The sequence below is a fragment of the Elusimicrobiota bacterium genome, from assembly GCA_040757695.1.
Taxonomy (GTDB): domain Bacteria; phylum Elusimicrobiota; class UBA8919; order UBA8919; family UBA8919; genus JBFLWK01.
This window is the reverse complement of sequence record JBFLWK010000009.1, coordinates 1-21,100: the sequence shown is the minus strand read 5'-3', so window position 1 is coordinate 21,100 and position 21,100 is coordinate 1. Positions and strand designations below refer to the sequence as shown.

The window sequence follows — 21,100 nt, the reverse complement described above, 5'->3', positions numbered from 1 at the left end:
TTTCTTTCTAATTGTCAATAGAATTTTTTAGAAAACGAAAAATAAATTGTCCGAGCAAACACGCTGTTGACACTGCTTGCAAAATCAAATATGAAACCTTGCCAGGCGACGCCGAGCCCGAAATTCAGTCCTGAAATCTCGCCTGCTTTATTTATGTAACCGCCCCGTAAAAACAGCCAGTCCAGATATGTGTATTCAGCGCTGATTCGCGGTCTGTACTTATCATCTTTTTCTTTGAATAAATCAAACGATACATCAAGCAGATTCTCGCGTGTATTTAATAGATAGTATGTGAATCCGGTTCTTAGTGATGTTGGCAGGTTATCTTTTACAGGGTCGTTAGAATAGGCCACTTTTGTACCGAGATTCTCACATGCAAAACCGAGTTTAAGATTTTTGATAATTTTATACAAAACGCCAGAATCTACTGCGGTTGCTCTGCCAATCGTTTTGCCAAATAGTGGATTCTTTTCGTATCTATAGATATATTTTATATTTATTCCTGCGGCTAAATTGTAAAAAAGGTTCCTTCCATATGCGATTGAAAACGCCCAGTCATTCCAAATCAATTCGCCAATATCATAGTTGAATTCGTCGGTAACGGGTATAGGGGTAATCCTGTAACTCAGTATGCCAAAAGCCATCACACCATCTTTTTTTAGCGAATAAATTCCGCCCAGATATTGAGTGACGGCATCACCCTGCGGTGCTGAAGAATGTGAAAAAGTTATTTCGTTTTTCGAACCGACAACTCCTGCTGGATTATGAAAAAACGAACTGGCATCCAGTTTTACTGCTGCGGCTGTTTCTGCGAGTGCGATGATTCTTGCGCCACCGGCAAGTTTCAAGAAATCAGCACCGGTATGGGTAGCAGCAGAGAGGCAGTGGATAAGTGGATAAGTAGTAAAAAGCAAGTGAATAAGTGAATAAGTGATTAAGTGATTAGTAGAGACTAACCACATAACCACATAACCACATAACCACTTTTTTGTATTCATTAGAATTTACAACTTACTGTGAACCTGTGGATATCTGTTAGTTCCGTGTGTGTGGTGACTGAATAATCAACAGAAAACATTCCGGCTAAAAATCCAGCACCTAATGAGTATCTATTTAATGTTGTATATCCACAGCGGAAACAAAAATTTTTTGTAACAGTCAATTCTGCACCCAAATTAGCGAGCAGATTATTTTCACGCTGCCAGATACCGTCTATAGAAACCAGCGCTTTAGAAAACTGATGGCTCATTCCGAAACGGGTTTCAAACGGCAGAAAATCTTTTGTAACGCCATAGCCGGTTTTCGGACCTATGTTTCTTACTGAGAAACCGAAATCAATTGGCAGTTTATAAAGTGGTGTAGAGTATAAAAACCCGCAATCAAAAGCAATCGCAGCAGCGGTTTCGTCAGATAGTTGTTCATGAAGATATTTGAAAGTAAGCCCGAAATCAACCGGATAGATTTTTGTCGCATATAAAAGTCCGATTACAGTAGCGCTGTTTCTGAACTCATTCTGATTTACACCGCGTTTGTCGCGTTCTATATCTTTTAGAGATAGATATTTTGTTAATAGCCCGATATTACCGCTAAGCCCACCCATTATTTGCAGATATTTAGAGAACTTGATTTCTTCTATATTAACATCCTCAAAGTATTCCGAATGTGAAACCGAAAAATTGTAGTGAGGCAGTGTTGAGATAGAAGCAGGATTTACATCAGATGCAGCCAGATTTTCAGAAATAGAAGTTACCGCCTCTGCGATACCGGCTGTTTTTGCAGATGGGCTGATACGAAACAACAACCCTGCGGAGGTGCCAGAATCAGATGCTAAAAGACAGGAAATATAGAAATATAGAAATATAGAAACAAGTATTTTGCCATATTTTCTTGTTTCCATATTTCCTTGTTTCCAAATTCCATTGTTCTGTTGATTTTTCATTTTTTGATTAGGACATTTGTCCTATAAATTTTGTCGTTAGTAATTAGAACACTTGTCCTATAATAAAGTTTCATCTTTTTATGACTGTAATCTTTCCTTTACAAGAATCGGTTTGTGTTTTTGCAACATAAAAATAAATTCCCGATGCTACAGTATTTTCTTCTTCATTTTTGCCATCCCAGTCAATTGAGTTGCCTGAACCTTCAATTTTTCTAACGAGTACTCCTTCAAGATTGTAAATTTTTACTTCTATCTGTGAATTATCAGGAAAATTCTTTATTGTCAGATTACCGGTTAAAGGATTGTAAGGATTCGGTGCAGAAACCACATAGTTTAGTGATTGAGGTCCGTAGAGCACTTTTGAATAGTAATCCGTCAAAAACTCATCCCAATGTGTTGCCTGTGCGAATTGTAGTGTCTCGTAATAATTGTCAGGATTATTTTCGTTTTGCCATGCGAGTAATGTTTTAGGAAAGTTTATTGAAAGCCCGTGTGCGTTTTTATGAGAATTACCTGTCTTATTAGCAATAACGCAATCATTAACCGTATCCATAACTGATACAGCAGCATTTCTCAAACTACCGGCAGATAAATCAGGATTCTGTTTGATGATATAAGCCAAGTCGTAAATATCAATACCACCAAATTTGTCATTCTCATCTCTGCTGCCACCCTTCCCACCAAAAAAATCAACAACATCTCTTGTAAGATACAGCGGAACTGTGTTTTTTGATACGAGCAGTTCAGTTGCCAGATTATCTATTGCAGTTGTCAATGTCTCAATTTTTGATAGGTCAATTGCTGAAGCAGTTCTGCTGTCAAAGTTTACAGAAAACCAGGAAAATGTCTCATCTGAATACGCCTTATCCCATATCTCTACAATTTTTTGTGAAACTATTTCAGGTTCGTAATTGGGGTTTGTACCAAGTTCAGCCAATAAACCGTCGTAAGGCCATCCGTATTCGTTTTCTTCTGAGGCAACCATATAATCAGCATAGTCCTTTATCTGATATGCGACCTCAAGTTGTGCCATCAGGCAGGCATCAAACCCGACGATATCAATTTTTTTTCCACTCCACTCCCCTCCAAGAATAGTTTTGATTTGTGATAGTGCAGTTCCAAGTTCAGCAGTAGTAAGGTAATCGTTGTCTAATGTATTATCATCCCAAGCAATCCCTCGTTTCGGTGCTTTAGGCCACCAGCCACCACCGTGATTCCATAATACAAGACAATAATTATCAGCCGACCAGTTTGTAATTACCCAGGTAGAAAACGCAACCAGTGTTGCTGGGTCGCCCATATTCAATTCGTTTGTTGTACAAGCAGGCAGCAGATTTGATACAGAAATTGTTGGACTTGTTATACAGTAACTATTATCATTCAGTATGTTGTAGATATATGTGTTTTCATCACCATTTCTATCTGCAAGCACAATAACATTCGTATTAGTAGTATTTATAGTAGTTTCCATTTTCTTGATATCTTTGTTTAACTGGTTGCCACCTAACGCAGTATCTAACGAATTATCACCTGCCATATAGACGATAAAAGTCCATTTTGCAAAACACAGATTAACGCAGATGACGCAAAGCGTCATTCCGAGTGAAACGAGGAATCTCATAGATAAAAAAAACAGGCACAAAACCTGTCCGGATAGAATAAGTTTTTTCATTAGAGTAAATTCCTAAAACTCTGTAAACTCCCGTCTTCTAAGACCTTCTAAATCAAGTTGACCTGTTTTAGGGTCAAGTTTTATCTCCCATTTTTCCATTTTTCCAATAGCTACACAGATTTGTTTTACTTCAATCGGTTTACCACCTAAACCAACTTTATATGGGTTCCCAATGATTCTTTTTGGTACATCAAAAAGTAGTTCCTCACGGATATACGAAGCAGTTGCACCGGTATCAAACAGTGCAATTGCAGGTTTTTGTTCAATCTCAATTTGTTTTATGATTCTCATTTCAGAACTACTGCACGTTTTGTACCGATTTCTTTGCCGTTAAGAGTCAGGCGGTAGTAATAGACGCCGCGTGAGAGTTTATCGCCGGAGTCATATTTTATAGAATGCTCGCCTGATAATTGGTCTTCATCAACCACAGTATCCACTTCCTGTCCGGCAACATTGTAAAGTTTGATGGTTACCCGCCCGCCTTCAGGTATGAAATAATTAAATGTTGTCGCAGGATTAAACGGGTTCGGATAATTCTGTCCAAGTGCTGCCTGTTTTACACTGCCATCTTCTGCCTCAACCTCTTCATCTATATCGCTTTTTGAAGAAGCATATGACGCACCAACCGTTATTGTTGGCTGTTTTGAGATTGCGGTAAGTGTCCCGCCACTACCTGCAGTTTTGGTATAAAACTTTGCAGTACCTTCGGTTGATTGTGTTGTAAATTTTTTGTATTGCAGTTTTAATTTATCACCGCTTCCATAAGCAAGCCGGTCTGATGGAATACCTGTTATAGTAACTTTCTGACCTGATATAGCAGTTGTAAGGTTGTATGAAGTTGTCTGATATTTATAGATATATGATTTAACATAGCCCTTACCGGTTGATGAAGTATTTTGTGGTGCAGTCCACCCGGATGGAATAGTCACTTCTACCTTTCCGCCACCGAGTGAACCTGCTGCTGTTGGTGTTAGTGTGTATGTGATTGATGTATAATATGTATTCGGTGCGACACCTTTTTTAGAAAGCGATGCTGTGCCACTACCGTCAGCGCCTGTTTGTGTTGACCCGCCACCAGTTCCGAGATTACCATCGTAATATCGTTTCAAGAAATCGTCCCATTTGTTTGTTGTTTCAGAGCCGTATAAAATCGCAGAGGTGTAAGCGGAATCATAATATGATTTTGTTTTTGGGAAATAGACGCAGAGCCCGTAAGAGCCGTATTTTGCAGTATCGTTTCTTGCAGAGCCCTTGTAATTTTTGACAACCGCGGATGTTATGGCAGTTTTCAGGTTGGTTGCCGCAGTGCCACCAACCTGATTAGCAAACCGATAAATATCAACACCATAATAACCGTCGGATTCCGAATATGCCTTGCAGTTGGTTCTCGCCGTTTGAATTGCTGTAAGTTGAGAGTTGTCATTCATTGAATCCGCAAATATGTTTAGTTTGCTGACGGCATCATTTATTTTTGTAGTATCAATTGCTGATTGAGTACACGCCGCAGATGCACCATAAAAAGCACCATATTTATCAACGATTGCTGTTCCTAATTGTTTTGGTGTTGCAGATGGGTTTGCTGCTAGATATGACAGGATTGTATCGTGAGGCCAGCCATCGCCAGGTTCCGTTTCTTCAGAGCCGACCATCACGCCGTTAGCATCGTCTAAAACATTTCTTAATTCATATGCAACTTCCAAATGTCCCATCAAGCAGGCATCAAATCCAATGAGGTCAAAAGTATGTGATGCATTAGAGATTGCGGTTCTTACTTCTTTCATATAAAGACAATCATCATTGTTTCCATCGTCCCAGCAGACTGCGCGCTCTAATGGAGACCGAGATGGTGAACGGTCACGCCAGCCGCCACCGTGATTCCATAAAATGAGTGCATATCTATCTGCTGGATAATTTGTCCATACCCAGGTGATAAAATTTGTCAGTGTAGTAGGTGAGCCCATATTTGCTTCACCGAGGTCTTCAAGTGCGTTTGATGCATAAGGTTTCATATCTTTTGTTATTTTGAATCTCTTGCAGGTTTTCCAGTCGCCGTATGTTGAATCATAGCCAGACGCCCTATCCATCTGGACAACGATATTTATATCGGAATTACTGCCTACTTTTGCCATCTCTAAGAAATCGTCAATACCGGCATCCTCTAAATTGTTATCTGCATCTAAATAAACAGCATATGTCCATTTTGCTGCAAAACACTGATTAACACAGATGAGACCACAGATAAACACAGATAAAACCAATCCCACAAAACCCATTACCAAAAACCGTTTTAACATAAAACCTCCTTAACGACCAATAGCTGTTTTTATCTCTTTTGCCTCTTTTGTTAAATCCCCAAACCCTTTTTTTAATAGCTCAACATTATCTAGATGGTCTTGATGTTGCTGCTTTAGAGTCTCCATCACTTCCCTGTGTCGCTGTTCCGATGTTTCTATCACTTCTCTGTGCCGCTGTTCTGCTCTTTCATCCATTTTTGAAAAAAGTTCTTTTAATAGGTTTCTCATTGCCCTGCCATTATACCATGCATAAACTGTAAACATTAATGCTATTATTCCTATTGCCATTCCTGTTTCCATGATTTGCCTCCAGTTAACGGCAAATTCCAAATCCCACAGAGCCACAGAGAGAACCAGATTACACAGAGTTTTTGATTTTTAATCTTTGCATTTTTTCTCTGTGACTCCGTATCTCTGTGGTATGCAGTCTTACTGACAAATTCTTTCTGCAAGTTCTTTACAGGCAGCTCTAAGGTCCGCTGCGGTTTGTGCTTTTATATCTTCTGATTTCAATATCTTACCGGTTTCTACCTCTACAAGATTCACTGTTATAAAATATGTATCCATAAGTTTTGATAGCGAGCCAACAACCATTTCTCTAACATTCAGCAGTTTACCTATTTGGACAGCGCATTCTGATGTTGTACAACCCGTCTGCTGGAATGCTGCTTCTGCTAATATCTTATCCATATTTGCTTTCTCAATAACATTATAATAACCTATTTTTACCAGTTCTGTTCTTAAGAAACCTGCAACGATAGTGGCATCCGCTTGGGATACATTGTTCCCTGTAAAATCTGCAACTGCAATATTTATCTGAACAGTTGGCTTTTCTATAACAGGTTTTGTGATAATTTCTGGTTTTTCAACAGATACCTCCCTTTTTTCTTCTACCACTTTTTCTTTTTCAGGCAGCAGTGCAAGCGAAATCCCAGCTCTATGTGTAGTGCCTAAATCACCATAACCTGAGAATGCATAGTCCAGGTTGATGCCTTTCCAATTTATACCAACTCCACCGGTTGGTCCACCAAAGTCTCCATTTCCTTTTATCTTATATCCAGCTCTTAAATAAAATATTTTTGCAACAGGCACTTCAGCACCAACACTGATAAGGTTTTCTTGTTTTACTAACTGCCTATCAAATTCGGTTGATAAAGTAAATTTCTTAGCCACCACTGCCAACCCGGTTTTTAGTGTTCTTGGTAGTTGATATCCTTCAAGTTCACCGATTAAATTCAGTCCTGAAACACCGAGTCGGAAACTACGATAAGATAGAATGCTACCGACATCAACCGTAAAAACACTCTGTGAAAAATCGTCTATAGTCTCAGAATAATGTTTGAGGTTTGTACCAATAGCAACATTTTTGGATAACAGATACGAGACCGCAGCTGGTATTACAAGCCCATTATACTGAAAACTTTCGCCGGTCTCATTCCCAAGCGTATCATAAATCGGCTCTTGTTTCATCCCGATATATGCAGGTGCGCAACCAACCGCGAATTTGCCGACAGGCTTAACAAAACCTAAAAACTCACCATTAAAATCTTGTAGATATATATGATGCAAAAACGAGACCGCAGCATTCTCAATAAACGAAATTCCCGCAGGGTTGTAGTGCAGTCCGAATGTCTCGTTTGATAGTGCGGTATAACTTTCTGCCATACCACCTGCTCGAACTGATGATGGGATCTCTAAAAATATCCCGCCACTTTGCTGAGCGTAAAGGCAATTAAAAATTAAAAATGTAAAATTGAAAATGCTCCAAAATGTCATACTAATGTAATTATTTTTCATATTTCCTCCTTGCATCTTATTTAGTTTTATATTACGGTCCTTCTTCTCTAATTGTAGTAACCGTCTGGCGAGTTTGTGATTGCTCTAACAGCCGTATCAAGACTTCAGTCTGACGAGCTGCACGTTCATCCATTTTGGCTGTTCTGTCATCCATTCTTGCCAGTATCTCTCTAGCGTATCTATTCCCATCCTCTATCTTTGCCAACAACTCGTGTGTTCGTCTGTTGCCGTCTTCTATCAATTGCTGTGTATGTCTGTTTCCATCTTCTATGATTTGTTTAGCTCTTGCATCCTCTGATTTAATTGTTTGGTCTGTCATTTTAGCCCAGCGCCAGGAAAGTAAAATCGCTAACAATCCTAAAAAAATACTTAAACTGCCAAGCGCAATTCCTATTATTATTTCCATTAACGTTTCACTCCTATTTTTCTTGTTTCTTTCTTACCACCCGGGTATTCGTAATGCAAAATATACACTCCCGGTGGGACAATCTCTTTACCTTCATCTGTACCATCCCAATCCTTCTGATAATTCCCGGCATTAAACTCGTCATCTACAAGTGTTGTTATATACCGACCCAGTATGTCATAAATTTTGATTGTAACCTTACCGCTTACTGGAACTGAAAATCCGACTTTACAGGTACCGCCTTTTGATGGTATAAAAAGATTTTGACCTAAAGTTGTTTTATATTCTTTTTGTGGTTTTTCGTCTATTGTAGCGTATAGTGCAAAATCCAGTGTTGTTGTTTTACCGGCAGATGCTTCACAGCCCATCTTTGTTTGGGATTGATACCCTGTTAAAGATACACGGATATCGTAGACACCCGGAGTAAGCACAAGTGAATAATTACCTGCTGTGTCTGTTGTAGTGGTAGATTTTACCAATGCGGATGAATACTTTGCTACACCGGTGATAGTGCCGGATTGGAATGCTTCAACTAATGCGTTAGGGAGTGTAGTTGTACCGTCGGTCTTTGTGACTTTACCTGAAATTATGCCGACTGATGCTGTTTCTTGTAATTCAAAATTAACAGTTGTTGTAACACCAGCAGAAACAGTATAGCCAGTTTTTGTTTGTGAGATATAGCCAGTTGCTGTAGCACGAACATCGTAAGTTCCAGTTGACAGGTTGATAAGTTGATATGTGCCATTAGTAGATGTTGTTGCGCTACTCTTGACTATACCTGACTGGAGTGCTTCTACAATTGCTTGAGTAATTCCTGTAACTCCGTCAGATTTCGTCACTTTGCCTGTGATTGTTCCAGTTTGTTCCTGTAATACAAAATTAACAGTAGTTGTTGCACCTGCAGAAACGGTATAGCCAGTTTTTGTCTGTGAAATATAACCTGTCGCTGTAGCACGAACATCGTAAGTTCCAGTTGACAGGTTGATAAATTGATATGTGCCATTAGTAGATGTTGTTGCGCTACTCTTGACTATACCTGACTGTATTGCCTCTACAACCGCTTGACCAATTCCAGTGATGCCATCTGACTTTGTTACTTTACCAGCAAGCCAGCCTGTAGTAGGTGCTGGTGGTTGAGGTGGTGAAAGTGTTATTGTAGCTACTGATATATCAGTCGTTGCAATACCTTCTTCATTATATGCACAGACCTTGAACCAATAAGAAGTAAGCGGTAAAAGGTCAGAAGCAAGATAAGAAGTTGTTGTATAATTATCAGAAAATGCCTTTAATGTTGTAGAACTTGCAAAATTATCTACAGACCGCAAGATACCCCATTTTGTTCCTGTAGGATTACTATTATTTGACCAGGAAATACTAATACTGAAACTTGACACTGACACTATACCACTCCCCGACGGTGGGTTAGCAAGTGTGTATTTTGATGCAATTACAGATGTGGATGTACCATATGCATTAAACGCTTCTACATATACATATGCTATTACATTACAGGACAGCCCGGTCTGTAGCCATGAGACCGTATCTTTTGGTTTATCGCCGGAGATATTTGTACCATCCGGCGATCTTTTTACTCTGTAGCCAGTTTCATTTGTAGCAGTATCTGTCCATGCCCATTGGATTGAACTTGTAGAGATAACAGTTCCTGTTAAATTATCAGCAGTACCATTTGGTGGACCTGGTTCTGTCTTTGTAGAAACAGGTGTATCATATTGAGTTATGATACCATCACCATTTCTTGCCCTTACTCTTAAATAATATGTAGTATCCGAAGGCAACGAACCAATAAGAATCCCGGTATTAGTAGTCCAGTTGCTGAACACTTCATTTCCAAAATTAGATGCAGTTGACCTGCTCGCTTGATATTCTGTTCCTGTTGGATTACTGTTATTTGACCAGTTCAATGTAATAGAATTTTGTGATACATTCAAAACCGCTGTTAATGACGGTGGCATAGCAGCAGTATAAGATGATATAGAAACCGACCAGATACTACCATCAGCGTTGTATGCTTCTGCATACCGCGTATACGCTGTGTTTATTGAAAGCCCTTGTTCCCACCATTTTGTTGTCCCACCAGTGGCTGTTAAAGGACCTAAATTTTCACTAATCCGCATTGTTGTATAAGTGCCTGTAGAAATATAAAGCCCGGTTTCATTATCAGCATTATCTGTGAACTGCCATTGAATAGATGTAGAACCCACTAAAGTGGGGTATAAATTGCTTGGTCTTACAAGCGGCGGCACTACTGTTCTTGTACTGCTTTGAATTGGTGCGGACTCTATTTGGTCGCCATTATATGCCCAGACACGGAAATAATATGTTGTCGCAGCTTCAAGGTCTGAAACTGTTTTAACATTAGAAGTCAAATTATTAGCAAATACAACAGGTGTGCTGACTGTTGGGCCTGTGAAATCTGATGTCGTAGATTGTGCGATTCCAAACCTTGTCCAAATAGGATTATCGTTCACATCCCATTGAAGTTCTACACTTGATGTCCCAACACTCTTGAATATAAGTGTGACTGGTGAATTGGCTAATGTATATTTACCCACAGTAGTTGATGAAGACGCACCAATTGTATTGAACGCTTCAACATATCTGTTATACAAGGTGTTTACTGAAAGATTGGTTTCTGGCCAGGAATTTGTATTCGCTGAAAGTGAAGCCATTACCCCGTTTGTATCTGATTTTACCCTGTAAACATCTTCATTACTTGCATTATCAACCCAAGACCATTCTATAGATGTTGGTGACAATGCAGTACCATTCATTCCTGACGGTGCAACAGGCACAAACAATGTAATGGTAGTCATTGCGAGGTCGTAGACCGAAGCAATCCCATCCTCATTGAACGCATTTACCTTATACCAATATGTAGTCGCAGGATTTAATCCTGCGGAGTCTGTATAACTTGTACTCGTGTAATTATCAGAAAATGACTTTAATGTTGTAGAACTTGCAAAGTTATCCGCAGATCGCAAGATACCCCATCTGGTATAATTAGGATTGCTGTTCGCAGACCATGAAATACTGACACTGACACTTGACACTGACACTATGCCACTTCCTGACGGTGGTTTTGCAGCAGTATATTTTGTTGATGAATCTGACCAGTTACTGCCTGTAGCATTATTGGCTTCTGCGTATCTGGTGTATGGTGTGTTCACTGCTAACGAAAGTTCCCACCAACTTGTTGTCCCACCTGTGCCTGCTAACGGACCAAGATTAGACGATAGACGATAGACGATAGACGTCCCAGATGAAACATACAGCCCTGTCTCATTATTCGCATTATCTGTAAACTGCCATTGGATAGATGTAGTGCCTATTAAAGCAGTGGTCGGGTATGTTGGTTGTGCAGGTGGTGGCACTGCTTCGGGTGATAATGTTTGGGTTGATACAGTTGTATCAAAATCAGTTGCTATACCATTTTGATTCCATCCCTGAACTTTATACCAATACGAGGTGCTGGCAGTTAGCCCATCAGTATCTGTATAATTTGTATTTGTATAATTATCTGCATAACCTTTAATGGTAATACTTGATAGAAAACTGTCTGATGACCGCAAGATACCCCATCTGGTATAGTTAGGATTAGAATTATTTGACCACGATATACTGATGCTGAAACTTGATACTGACACTATACTACTGCCTGACGGTGGGTTAGCAAGTGTGTAGGTTGATGCTGAGACAGACCATGTTGAACCACTAGCATTATATGCTTCTGCATATCTGGTGTATTGAACATTTGGCGATAGTGTTGTCTCAACCCAACTTGTTGTTCCAGTATATGTGCCATTCGCTAAATTCGGTGAAATTCGCATAGCCGTATTCGTGCCACTTGAAACATACAATCCCGTCTCATTATCTGCATTATCTGTGAACTGCCATTGAATAGATGTAGAACCCACTAAAGTGGGGTGTAAATTGCTTGGTGCGAGTGGTGGTTGTGGTGCTGGCAGTGTCACAGTTGTTATTGTAGTGTCATAGCCCGTAGCAAGCCCATTCTCATTAAACGCATTCACCTTATACCAGTATGTAGCGTTGGGGTTTATCCCCAACGAATCCGTATAACTTGTACTTGTGTAATTATCAACAAATGCTTTTAATGTAGTGCTTGTTCCAAAATTATCACTTGACCGCAAGATACCCCATCTGGTATAACCAGGATTAGAATTATTTGACCACGATATACTGATGCTGAAACTTGATACTGACACTATACTACTGCCTGACGGTGGGTTAGCAAGTGTGTAGGTTGATGCTGAGACAGACCATGTTGAACCACTAGCATTATATGCTTCTGCATATCTGGTGTATTGAACATTTGGCGATAGTGTTGTCTCAACCCAACTTGTTGTTCCAGTATATGTGCCATTCGCTAAATTCGGTGAAATTCGCATAGCCGTATTCGTGCCACTTGAAACATACAATCCCGTCTCATTATCTGCATTATCTGTGAACTGCCATTGAATAGATGTAGAACCCACTAAAGTGGGGTGTAAATTGCTTGGTGCGAGTGGTGGTTGTGGTGCTGGCAGTGTCACAGTTGTTATTGTAGTGTCATAGCCCGTAGCAAGCCCATCCTCGTTGAACGCATTCACTTTATACCAGTATGTAGTCGCAGGATTTAATCCTGCGGAGTCTGTATAACTTGTACTCGTGTAATTATCAACAAATGCTTTTAATGTAGTGCTTGTTCCAAAATTATCACTTGACCGCAAGATACCCCATCTGGTATAACCAGGATTAGAATTATTTGACCACGAAATACTGATACTGAAACTTGACACTGACACTATACTACTGCCTGACGGTGGGTTAGCAAGTGTGTAGGTTGATGCTGAGACAGACCAGGTTGAACCACCAGCATTATATGCTTCTGCGTATCTGGTGTATTGTGTGTTTATTGATAACCCGGTTTCCCACCATTTTGTTGTCCCACCTGTGCCTGCTAACGGACCTAAATTCTCGGATAGTCGCATTGTTGTATTGATTCCTGATGAAACATACATGCCTGTTTCATTATCAGCATTATCTGTGAACTGCCATTGAATAGATGAAACCGCTACTGAAGTAGCGTAGAAATTAGATGGTTGTGCAGGTAGTGGTGGTGGTAAAGTTATTGTTGATACAGTCGTGTCATATGTAGTTGCGTATACATCCTCATTGAATGCATTCACTTTATACCAGTATGTAGTCGCAGGATTTAATCCTGCGGAGTCGGTATAACTTGTACTCGTGTAATTATCAACAAATGCTTTTAATGTAGTGCTTGTTCCAAAATTATCACTTGACCGCAAGATACCCCATCTGGTATAACCAGGATTAGAATTATTTGACCACGAAATACTGATACTGAAACTTGACACTGACACTATACTACTGCCTGACGGTGGGTTAGCAAGTGTGTAGGTTGATGCTGAGACAGACCAGGTTGAACCACCAGCATTATATGCTTCTGCGTATCTGGTGTATTGTGTGTTTATTGATAACCCGGTTTCCCACCATTTTGTTGTCCCACCTGTGCCTGCTAACGGACCTAAATTCTCGGATAGTCGCATTGTTGTATTGATTCCTGATGAAACATACATGCCTGTTTCATTATCAGCATTATCTGTGAACTGCCATTGAATAGATGAAACCGCTACTGAAGTAGCGTAGAAATTAGATGGCTGTGCAAGTGTTTCAGGCGCGATATTTAAGTTAATATAAGAAGTAGTTAATGCAGTAACAGTCATAGTGGCTAATGATTGAGCATAATCTTCACCGGTATCCCTGTAAAGATCACTATCACCATCAATAAACGCAATTACAGAATAATTCCCGGGTGCTGTTGGAACATAAAGCGTATAATTCCCCGGTGCTGCAAGAACCAATTCTGATTCACCAGCACCAGTCCGGGAATACCTGTTACCTGGAGATGGCCATGTATTTGTAGCCACATATACAACTATATTACCGGTCTGAGCGCTGGTTTTTGTAATCTCACCTGCTAACGCACCATAATCAATAAAATTCAGATTGATATTAGATACTGTTGAGCCAATTTCAACATAATTCTGCTTCATACTTGCAGTAGCAGGGTCTGTATCCGGTTGCTGAATAGCCGGGTATGCTCTGCGTGGCTCAAAATTCTCTACTTTACTATTTCCATTAGTATCTAAGAAACCTTGTACATAATGTGTATTAGCACCAAGCAAACCTGATGAAGTATATGATGTTGTGGCTGGTTTTGTGGTATTCTGGACTGAGAAATTTATATCGGTTGAGACATTTACAATATATGTCCCTGTTTGACTGCCAGTATACACAAGGTTACCTTGAATAGTGCCTGTATAAACAATTTTACGAACAGTATACTCACAGTGACCTACATAGTATAAATTATAGGAACTATCAAATGCAATACCATGCGGTGCGTTAAGATTGGCAGCTCTGGGGTCACCACCATCACCTGAATAACCTGCTGTACCTGTGCCTGCAACAGTTGTAATTATACCTGATGTATTTACTCTGCGAATACGGTGGTTACTGCCATCTGCGATATATAAATTACCTGAACTATCTACTGCTATATCTCGTGGATTCCAGAGTTGTGCAGAGGTCGCAGCACCATTATCACCTGAAAAACCTGACGAACCTGGTGTGCCTGCAACAGTAGAAATTATACCTGATGTGTTCACTTTACGAACACAACTGCTTGTCAACTCTACAATATAATAATTACCTGCATTATCAAATGTTACACTACGCACTTCTGAAATCTGTGCTGAGGTTGCAGCACCACCATCACCTGAAGAACCTGATACACCTGTGCCTGCTACAGTTGTAATTATTCCTGAACTATCTACTTTACGAATCCGATTATTGTTTGTATCAGCGATGTATAAATCGCTTCCCTTGATAGTAACACCCATCGGCTGGTTTAGTTTCGCATCAGTTGCAGCACCACCATCGCCTGAATAACCTGCTGTACCTGTGCCTGCAACAGTTGTAATTATACCGGATGTATTTACTTTACGAATACGGTGGTTACTGCTATCTGCGATATATAAATTTCCTGAACTATCTACAGCAACATCAGATGGAAAATTAAGTTGCGCAGAGGTTGCAGCACCACCATCACCTGAAAAACCTGCTTGTGTAGATGTATTAACAACAGTAGAAATTATGCCTGATGTGTTCACTTTACGAATACAATGATTACCGGTATCTGCGATATATATATTTCCGGAGGTGTCCATATTTATACCACGTGGCATAGCTACCTGTGCAGAGGTTGCAGCACCACCATCACCTGAAAAACCTGATACACCTGTTCCTGCAACAGTATTTATTACATCCGCATAGAGGCAGGTAGAAAGGTAGAAAGGTAGAAAGGTAGAAAGGTAAAAGGTAAAAGGTAAAAGGTAAAAGGTAATTCTACCCAACTTCAGTTGGTGTTTTTTGTAGTCGCTATTCCATATTCTTTGTTCTGTGTCTGTTCTGTGTGTTTTGTTTTGTGTCTGTTCTGCGTTTTTCATAAACCACCTCACAAATTGTAGTCGGTGATTTTCAATCACCGTAAAACCGTGAACTAAAAGTTCACGACTACAAATTTTAGCAAAACTTACCTAATTACAATTTTAATTATACATATAAATTTTGGTTTTGTCAAGCCCTTTTAACCTTTTTCTTTCAATCTGATACTTTCTATGTATTTTTCACAAGATATTGCTGCAATCGCACCATCACTACAAGCGGTAACAACCTGTCTTAACGGTTTTGCACGGCAATCGCCACAGGCAAAAATTGCTGGATTGCTTGTTTTCATTTCCGCGTCAGTAATTATGTAGCCAAAGTCGTCCATTTGGACAGCAATATCACCACCCTCCCCACCCTCCCTCTCCCTTTTTTTCAGGAACTCAGTATTTGGTGTAAATCCGGCAAATATGAAAACACCAGCACAATTTATAGAACTTTTTTGTGCTGATTGAACATTTTCAATTACTACACTTTCTACTTTTTGAATGCCACCCACCCCGCTGCCTTTGATTTCAACAACTTTAGAGTTCAACACAAACGCTATTTTGATATTTGATAGAGCACGTTCCTGCAGTATTTTTGTTGCACGCAGTTTATCTCTACGATGAATAACAAAAACCTTATCAGCAAACTTTGTCAAAAAAAGCGCCTCTTCTATTGCAGTATCGCCACCGCCGACTACTGCGACAGTTTTATTTCTAAAAAGTGCACCATCACAAGTTGCACAATAAGACACACCTCTGCCTTTAAGTTCATTCTCGCCAGAGATACCGAGTTGTTTAGGTTTCCCGCCTGTTGCAATAATTAGAGCACAAGTTGAATAAGATTTAGTTGTAGTTTTGATTTCAAAATGTTGATTCGTTTCTGTTACTGACTCAACTTCATCAGAAAGCATCTGAAGCCCGAATTTTACTGACTGTAATTTCAATTTTTGCAAAAGTTCAACACCTTTTATACCATCAACAAATCCAGGATAATTTTCAATAATATCAGCGGAAACTACCTGACTATCTATCCCGTAATTATCTATCAGAAGTGTGTTTAATCGTGCCCTTGCAGCATAAAGCCCGGCAGTCAGTCCCGCAGGTCCGCCACCAATAATAATCACATCATAAAGTTTATCTGCCATATTTTAATCGTTCTATAAGATATTCCGGTAAAGTTGCTGTTCTCATTTTTTCTTGAACCGCTTTTATGTCGTATTCAACCCGATAAAATGTAACGCTGTTATTTTCAAATATCAAAAAACCTGCACGATTATCGCCATCTCGGGGTTGTCCGACAGAGCCGACATTTATTATTGATTTTGATGCTATTTCTATTGTTTCATTTTCGCCTGGAATGGTTATCCCGGTTTCGGCACTATAAATAAACGGTCTATGGCTATGTCCGATGAAACAGAATTGGGTTGAAAAAAAGTTGAGATTCTCAGCCATATCAGTTGATTTCAAAAGATACTCGTTGATTGGCTCTCGGGGGCTGCCGTGAACAATTGTAAAATCGGCAATAACAATTTTTTCTGGCAGTTCTAATAAAAACTTTTTGTTTTCATCAGTTAATACTGAAACAGTCCACCGAACCGCTGCTTTAGCATTATCATTAAACCATTCTATATCAAACAGACCGATTGATGCTCTATCGTGATTCCCGGCAACAATTTTTAAATCCACCCTCTCCCCCCCCTTTTTTATAGTTTTTATTTTTTCAACACATTCGTTTGGATTCGGACCGTAGCCGACAATATCGCCACAACAGATATATTCGTCTACATTTTGTTTAGAAATTTCTAATAGGACTGCTTCCAGCGCTTCAATGCTTGAATGAATATCAGAAAAAATTGCGTATCGCATAAAAACAATTATACACAAAAAACAAAAAAAATCAAGTAGACAATTAGACAAAAAATTTGTATAATAATAATAATGTTGAAAAAAATATTTAGATTTTGTATAATAAAATTGTAATGATTAAAAAATGGCTTAACACAATTCAAAATCTTGACTGTATAAAAGGGATGCAACAGTTACCAAACGAATCAATTGATTTAATTGTTACATCACCACCATATGACAGTATTAGAAAATATAATGGTTTTACACTAAATTTGTCTGATGTTGGAAAAGAGTCGTTTCGCATCTTAAAAGATGGTGGAGTTGCAGTTATGGTTATTCAGGATCAGACAGTAAATTATGCTAAAACACTTACATCTTTCAGGACAATTATTGACTGGTGTGATAATGCAGGTTTTCGTCTTTTTGAATGTTGTCTTTACAGAAAACACGGAACTGATGGTGCTTGGTATTCAAAAAGGTTCAGGGTAGACCACGAGTATATTCCTATTTTTCTTAAAGGTGCAAAGCCGCAATATTTTAATAAAGAACCACTGAAAATTCCTTCCAAATGGGCAGGTGTTACAATGACTGGTGGTGCCACTCGATGCACCAATGGAAAAACATTAAATTCACGACCGATTACAATCAATCCGATGAAATGTAGGGGAACTGTTTGGGAATATCTAACCTGTGGTGATGGTGACCGTCTCAAACATCAACATCCAGCGACTTTTCCGGATAAGTTACCTTACGATATAATTCAGTGTTTTTGTCCCGAAGGTGGAATTGTTTTAGACCCGTTCATTGGAAGCGGAACGACAGCAATTTCAGCGATTAAATTAAATAGGAAATTCATCGGTTTTGAAATATCCAAAGAATATTGTAATCTTGCAAATAAACGGGTTGAAACTGAAATGGGTCTACTAGTATGTTGATGATGATATTTGGGCAAACGTTTGAATTTGATAAAAGTTTCTGCTACTTTCAACTTTACAATATTTATCAGGGGAGGTGAAAAAAATGGATTCATTAAAATTAAAAACATACCGTTCTTTAGATGAAATGCCTGGAGATAAAATGAAAAAAATATTTGACTTGCTTATTAATTCAATACCAATTAATGAAACAATAGAAACAAAGAAATTAATAAATTGGTTTGAAGCATTGAGAGAAGAAGTAATTAACTGTTCAAGATTAGATAGTAGAATATGGAGTTATTTGAAATCAAGGAGAGATGTTTACAAAGAAAAAGGATTAAGAGGTACATTCAGAAAAATAAAGTAGACAAAAACAATTTAACAATTACGATCGCGGAAAATTTTTGAAACCTTCAAGCTATTACTTTTTTAATTCCTTGATTATTTCTGGAATTATTTGGTAGAGGTCGCCTTCTATGGCGTAGGTGGCGAGTTTCATCATCGGACATTCCAGGTCTTTGTTTATAGCAACAATTCGTTCTGACGATTGCATTCCTACAAGATGCTGGATTTGTCCGGAAATACCGCAGGCGATATAGAGTTTCGGAGCAACAGTTCTGCCTGTCTGTCCAACCTGATGTGAATAAGGAATCCAGCCAGCGTCAACAGTTGCACGTGAAGCACCAACCGCACCGCCGATTGCTTTTGCAAATTCTTCTATTAACTGAAAACCCTCGGGTTTTCCAAGTCCGCGTCCACCAGAAACTATTATATCCGCTTCTGCAAGATTGACTTTCTGCGAGATATCGGCAACAAATTGTAAAAATTTTGTTCTATTTCTTATTTTCGTTTTGTCAAATGTCTTTTCTACTATCTCTCCTTCTCTCTTCTCTCTTCTTGCTGCCTTCTTAAATACCTTATGACGGACAGTTGCCATCTGCGGTCTATGATTGGCTGTTTTAATTGTTGCCATAATATTCCCACCAAATGCAGGTCTTGTCTGTAAAAGGTTTCGTGTTTCCAGCTCAATATCCAGTCCTGTACAATCTGCAGTAAGACCGGTTTCTATTTTTGCAGCTACACGTGATGCAAAACTTCTGCCTATATTTGTTGCACCCATCAGAATTATTTCAGGTTTCTCTTCTTTTACAAGTTGAGCTAGAAGTTCTGAATATGGGTCATCTTGAAACTCGCTTACAATTTCATCGTCATAAACATAAACTATGTCAGCACCGTATTCTATAAGTTCTTTTGCTTTGGGTTCAATATTATGACCCATCAAAATTGCACAAAGTTTTACATTGAGTTTATCGGAAAGCTCTCTGCCTTTCCACAAAAGTTCAAAAACAACCGGCGAAATTTCACCATGCCGTTGTTCGGCATAAACCCAGACATTCTTGAAAGACAGGAAGTCGGAAGTCGGAAGTCGGAAGTCGTCTTTCTCTATAACTATTGCTTCATATTTTTTGCATGCCTCAAGACAGGCAGAACAAAAATTACATTTTGTTAGTTCTATCACTGCGAGTTTTATTTTTTTGGTATGGTCAGGTCTTTCAGTTAAAGTTATAGCACCAAAAGGGCATGCTTTTATACAAAGCCCACAACCAACACATTTTTCAGAGATTACAAAAATTTTGGACATAAATTAATAAATTAACGAATTAATTAATTAATTAATAAGTTAACGATACCGACGAGCGAAACAAGGTATTTGGTTCATATAATTTTTGTTTCTTTTAATTTTGCAACTAATTTTTGTGCCTGTTCTATTGGTTCGCCTGCGATTCTTTCGCCACCGCTTCGTGGTGGTGGACAAAAAACTTTCATCACATTTGTTGGTGAACCCGCAATGCCGAGTTTTGTTTTATCCGCTTCAATTATTTTTGAAGTGAAATGTTTTATTTCCGCTTTTTTAGAAAACATCATACCCCGCAAGGATGGAAATCGTGGTGTGTTTATTTCTTTCACAACTGTTAAAAGACAAGGTAGCGGTGATTCAATTACATCGTAGCCATCTTCCATCATTCGTTGCACACGGATACGACGCTGAAGCCCCGTTGGGGCTGAAGCGTCGCATACAAAATCTTCTATTTTTTTTACATATGCAATATGAGAAATATCAAGCATTTCAGCCACACCGGGTCCTACTTGTGCAGTATCACCATCAATTGCCTGTTTTCCACAAATAACTATATCAAAATTGCCAATTTTTTTTATTGCTTGTGCAAGTGTATAAGAAGTCGCGAGCGTATCAGCACCTGCAAATTCTCTATCGGAAACAAGAACTGCTTCATCACAACCCATCGCCAAACATTCACGGAGTGCTTTTTCTGCCTGAGGCGGCCCCATTGTGATGACGGTGATTTTTCCGCCGAATTTTTCTTTCAATCGCACCGCTTCTTCAACAGCATATAAATCAAACGGATTCACCTGTGCCTCAACACCTTCCCTTTTTAGTGTGCCGGTTTTTTCATCAATTTTGACATCTGTTGTCGCAGGCACTTGTTTAATTAAAACTATAATGTTCATTTTTCTGTAATACCACCGAGAATAGATGTTAACATTTTAATTAATTACTGTAGTTTGGCAAATTTTTGCTAATAAATGTTGAAACATATTGTTCATTGACAAAAATGGAATAACCCTGTAAAACAGGGATGCACAAGAAACCTGAACAATTCCTATGAATAGT

15 protein-coding genes are annotated in these 21,100 nt (G+C 39.0%); 2 read left to right on the top strand and 13 right to left on the bottom strand.

Features of this window, described 5'->3' with window-relative positions; genetic code table 11:
- Positions 1 to 14: 14 nt before the first annotated feature.
- From AB1349_02935 to AB1349_02885, 11 genes are all read right to left on the bottom strand, one after another.
- On the bottom strand, positions 15 to 998 hold the full coding sequence (locus tag AB1349_02935) for a PorV/PorQ family protein (protein ID MEW6556289.1): 984 nt from the start codon (positions 996 to 998) through the stop codon (positions 15 to 17).
- A complete protein-coding gene (locus AB1349_02930) occupies positions 998 to 1,939 on the bottom strand; it encodes a PorV/PorQ family protein (protein MEW6556288.1) in 942 nt (313 codons plus the stop codon). The genes AB1349_02935 and AB1349_02930 overlap by 1 nt, the downstream gene beginning before the upstream one ends.
- A 70-nt stretch (positions 1,940 to 2,009) precedes the next feature.
- A complete protein-coding gene (locus AB1349_02925) occupies positions 2,010 to 3,611 on the bottom strand; it encodes a clostripain-related cysteine peptidase (protein ID MEW6556287.1) in 1,602 nt (533 codons plus the stop codon).
- Positions 3,612 to 3,623: 12 nt separating this feature from the next.
- Positions 3,624 to 3,902: a hypothetical protein gene (locus AB1349_02920; protein ID MEW6556286.1), complete on the bottom strand. Its 279-nt coding sequence runs from the start codon at positions 3,900 to 3,902 to the stop codon at positions 3,624 to 3,626.
- Positions 3,899 to 5,905: a clostripain-related cysteine peptidase gene (locus AB1349_02915; protein MEW6556285.1), complete on the bottom strand. Its 2,007-nt coding sequence runs from the start codon at positions 5,903 to 5,905 to the stop codon at positions 3,899 to 3,901. Before AB1349_02915 ends, AB1349_02920 begins: the two co-directional genes overlap by 4 nt.
- 9 nt (positions 5,906 to 5,914) lie before the next feature.
- On the bottom strand, positions 5,915 to 6,205 hold the full coding sequence (locus tag AB1349_02910; GenBank protein ID MEW6556284.1) for a hypothetical protein: 291 nt from the start codon (positions 6,203 to 6,205) through the stop codon (positions 5,915 to 5,917).
- A gap of 129 nt (positions 6,206 to 6,334) precedes the next feature.
- Positions 6,335 to 7,702 carry a PorV/PorQ family protein gene (locus AB1349_02905; protein ID MEW6556283.1) on the bottom strand — a complete coding sequence of 456 codons (1,368 nt, stop codon included), beginning with the start codon at positions 7,700 to 7,702 and terminating at the stop codon, positions 6,335 to 6,337.
- 31 nt (positions 7,703 to 7,733) lie between these two features.
- Positions 7,734 to 8,108, bottom strand: coding sequence for a hypothetical protein (locus AB1349_02900; GenBank protein MEW6556282.1), 375 nt, complete (start codon positions 8,106 to 8,108; stop codon positions 7,734 to 7,736).
- A complete protein-coding gene (locus AB1349_02895; GenBank protein ID MEW6556281.1) occupies positions 8,108 to 15,658 on the bottom strand; it encodes a carboxypeptidase regulatory-like domain-containing protein in 7,551 nt (2,516 codons plus the stop codon). Before AB1349_02895 ends, AB1349_02900 begins: the two co-directional genes overlap by 1 nt.
- Before the next feature lie 140 nt (positions 15,659 to 15,798).
- Positions 15,799 to 16,788 (bottom strand): thioredoxin-disulfide reductase, encoded by a 990-nt coding sequence (trxB, locus tag AB1349_02890; GenBank protein ID MEW6556280.1) that lies wholly within the window; start codon positions 16,786 to 16,788, stop codon positions 15,799 to 15,801.
- Complete coding sequence (locus tag AB1349_02885; GenBank protein MEW6556279.1) at positions 16,778 to 17,509, bottom strand: metallophosphoesterase family protein; 732 nt, start codon at positions 17,507 to 17,509, stop codon at positions 16,778 to 16,780. Before AB1349_02885 ends, trxB begins: the two co-directional genes overlap by 11 nt.
- Before the next feature lie 113 nt (positions 17,510 to 17,622).
- Here AB1349_02885 and AB1349_02880 point away from each other — a divergent pair, with 113 nt between their 5' ends.
- Both AB1349_02880 and AB1349_02875 read left to right on the top strand, forming a co-directional pair.
- On the top strand, positions 17,623 to 18,426 hold the full coding sequence (locus AB1349_02880) for a site-specific DNA-methyltransferase (GenBank protein ID MEW6556278.1): 804 nt from the start codon (positions 17,623 to 17,625) through the stop codon (positions 18,424 to 18,426).
- An 85-nt stretch (positions 18,427 to 18,511) separates the two neighbouring features.
- Complete coding sequence (locus AB1349_02875; protein MEW6556277.1) at positions 18,512 to 18,775, top strand: hypothetical protein; 264 nt, start codon at positions 18,512 to 18,514, stop codon at positions 18,773 to 18,775.
- A gap of 54 nt (positions 18,776 to 18,829) precedes the next feature.
- On the opposite strand, the gene AB1349_02870 is transcribed toward AB1349_02875, so the two are convergent.
- Complete coding sequence (locus AB1349_02870) at positions 18,830 to 20,050, bottom strand: FAD-binding protein (GenBank protein ID MEW6556276.1); 1,221 nt, start codon at positions 20,048 to 20,050, stop codon at positions 18,830 to 18,832.
- 74 nt (positions 20,051 to 20,124) lie between these two features.
- A complete protein-coding gene (locus tag AB1349_02865; protein ID MEW6556275.1) occupies positions 20,125 to 20,937 on the bottom strand; it encodes an electron transfer flavoprotein subunit beta/FixA family protein in 813 nt (270 codons plus the stop codon).
- Positions 20,938 to 21,100: the final 163 nt, after the last annotated feature.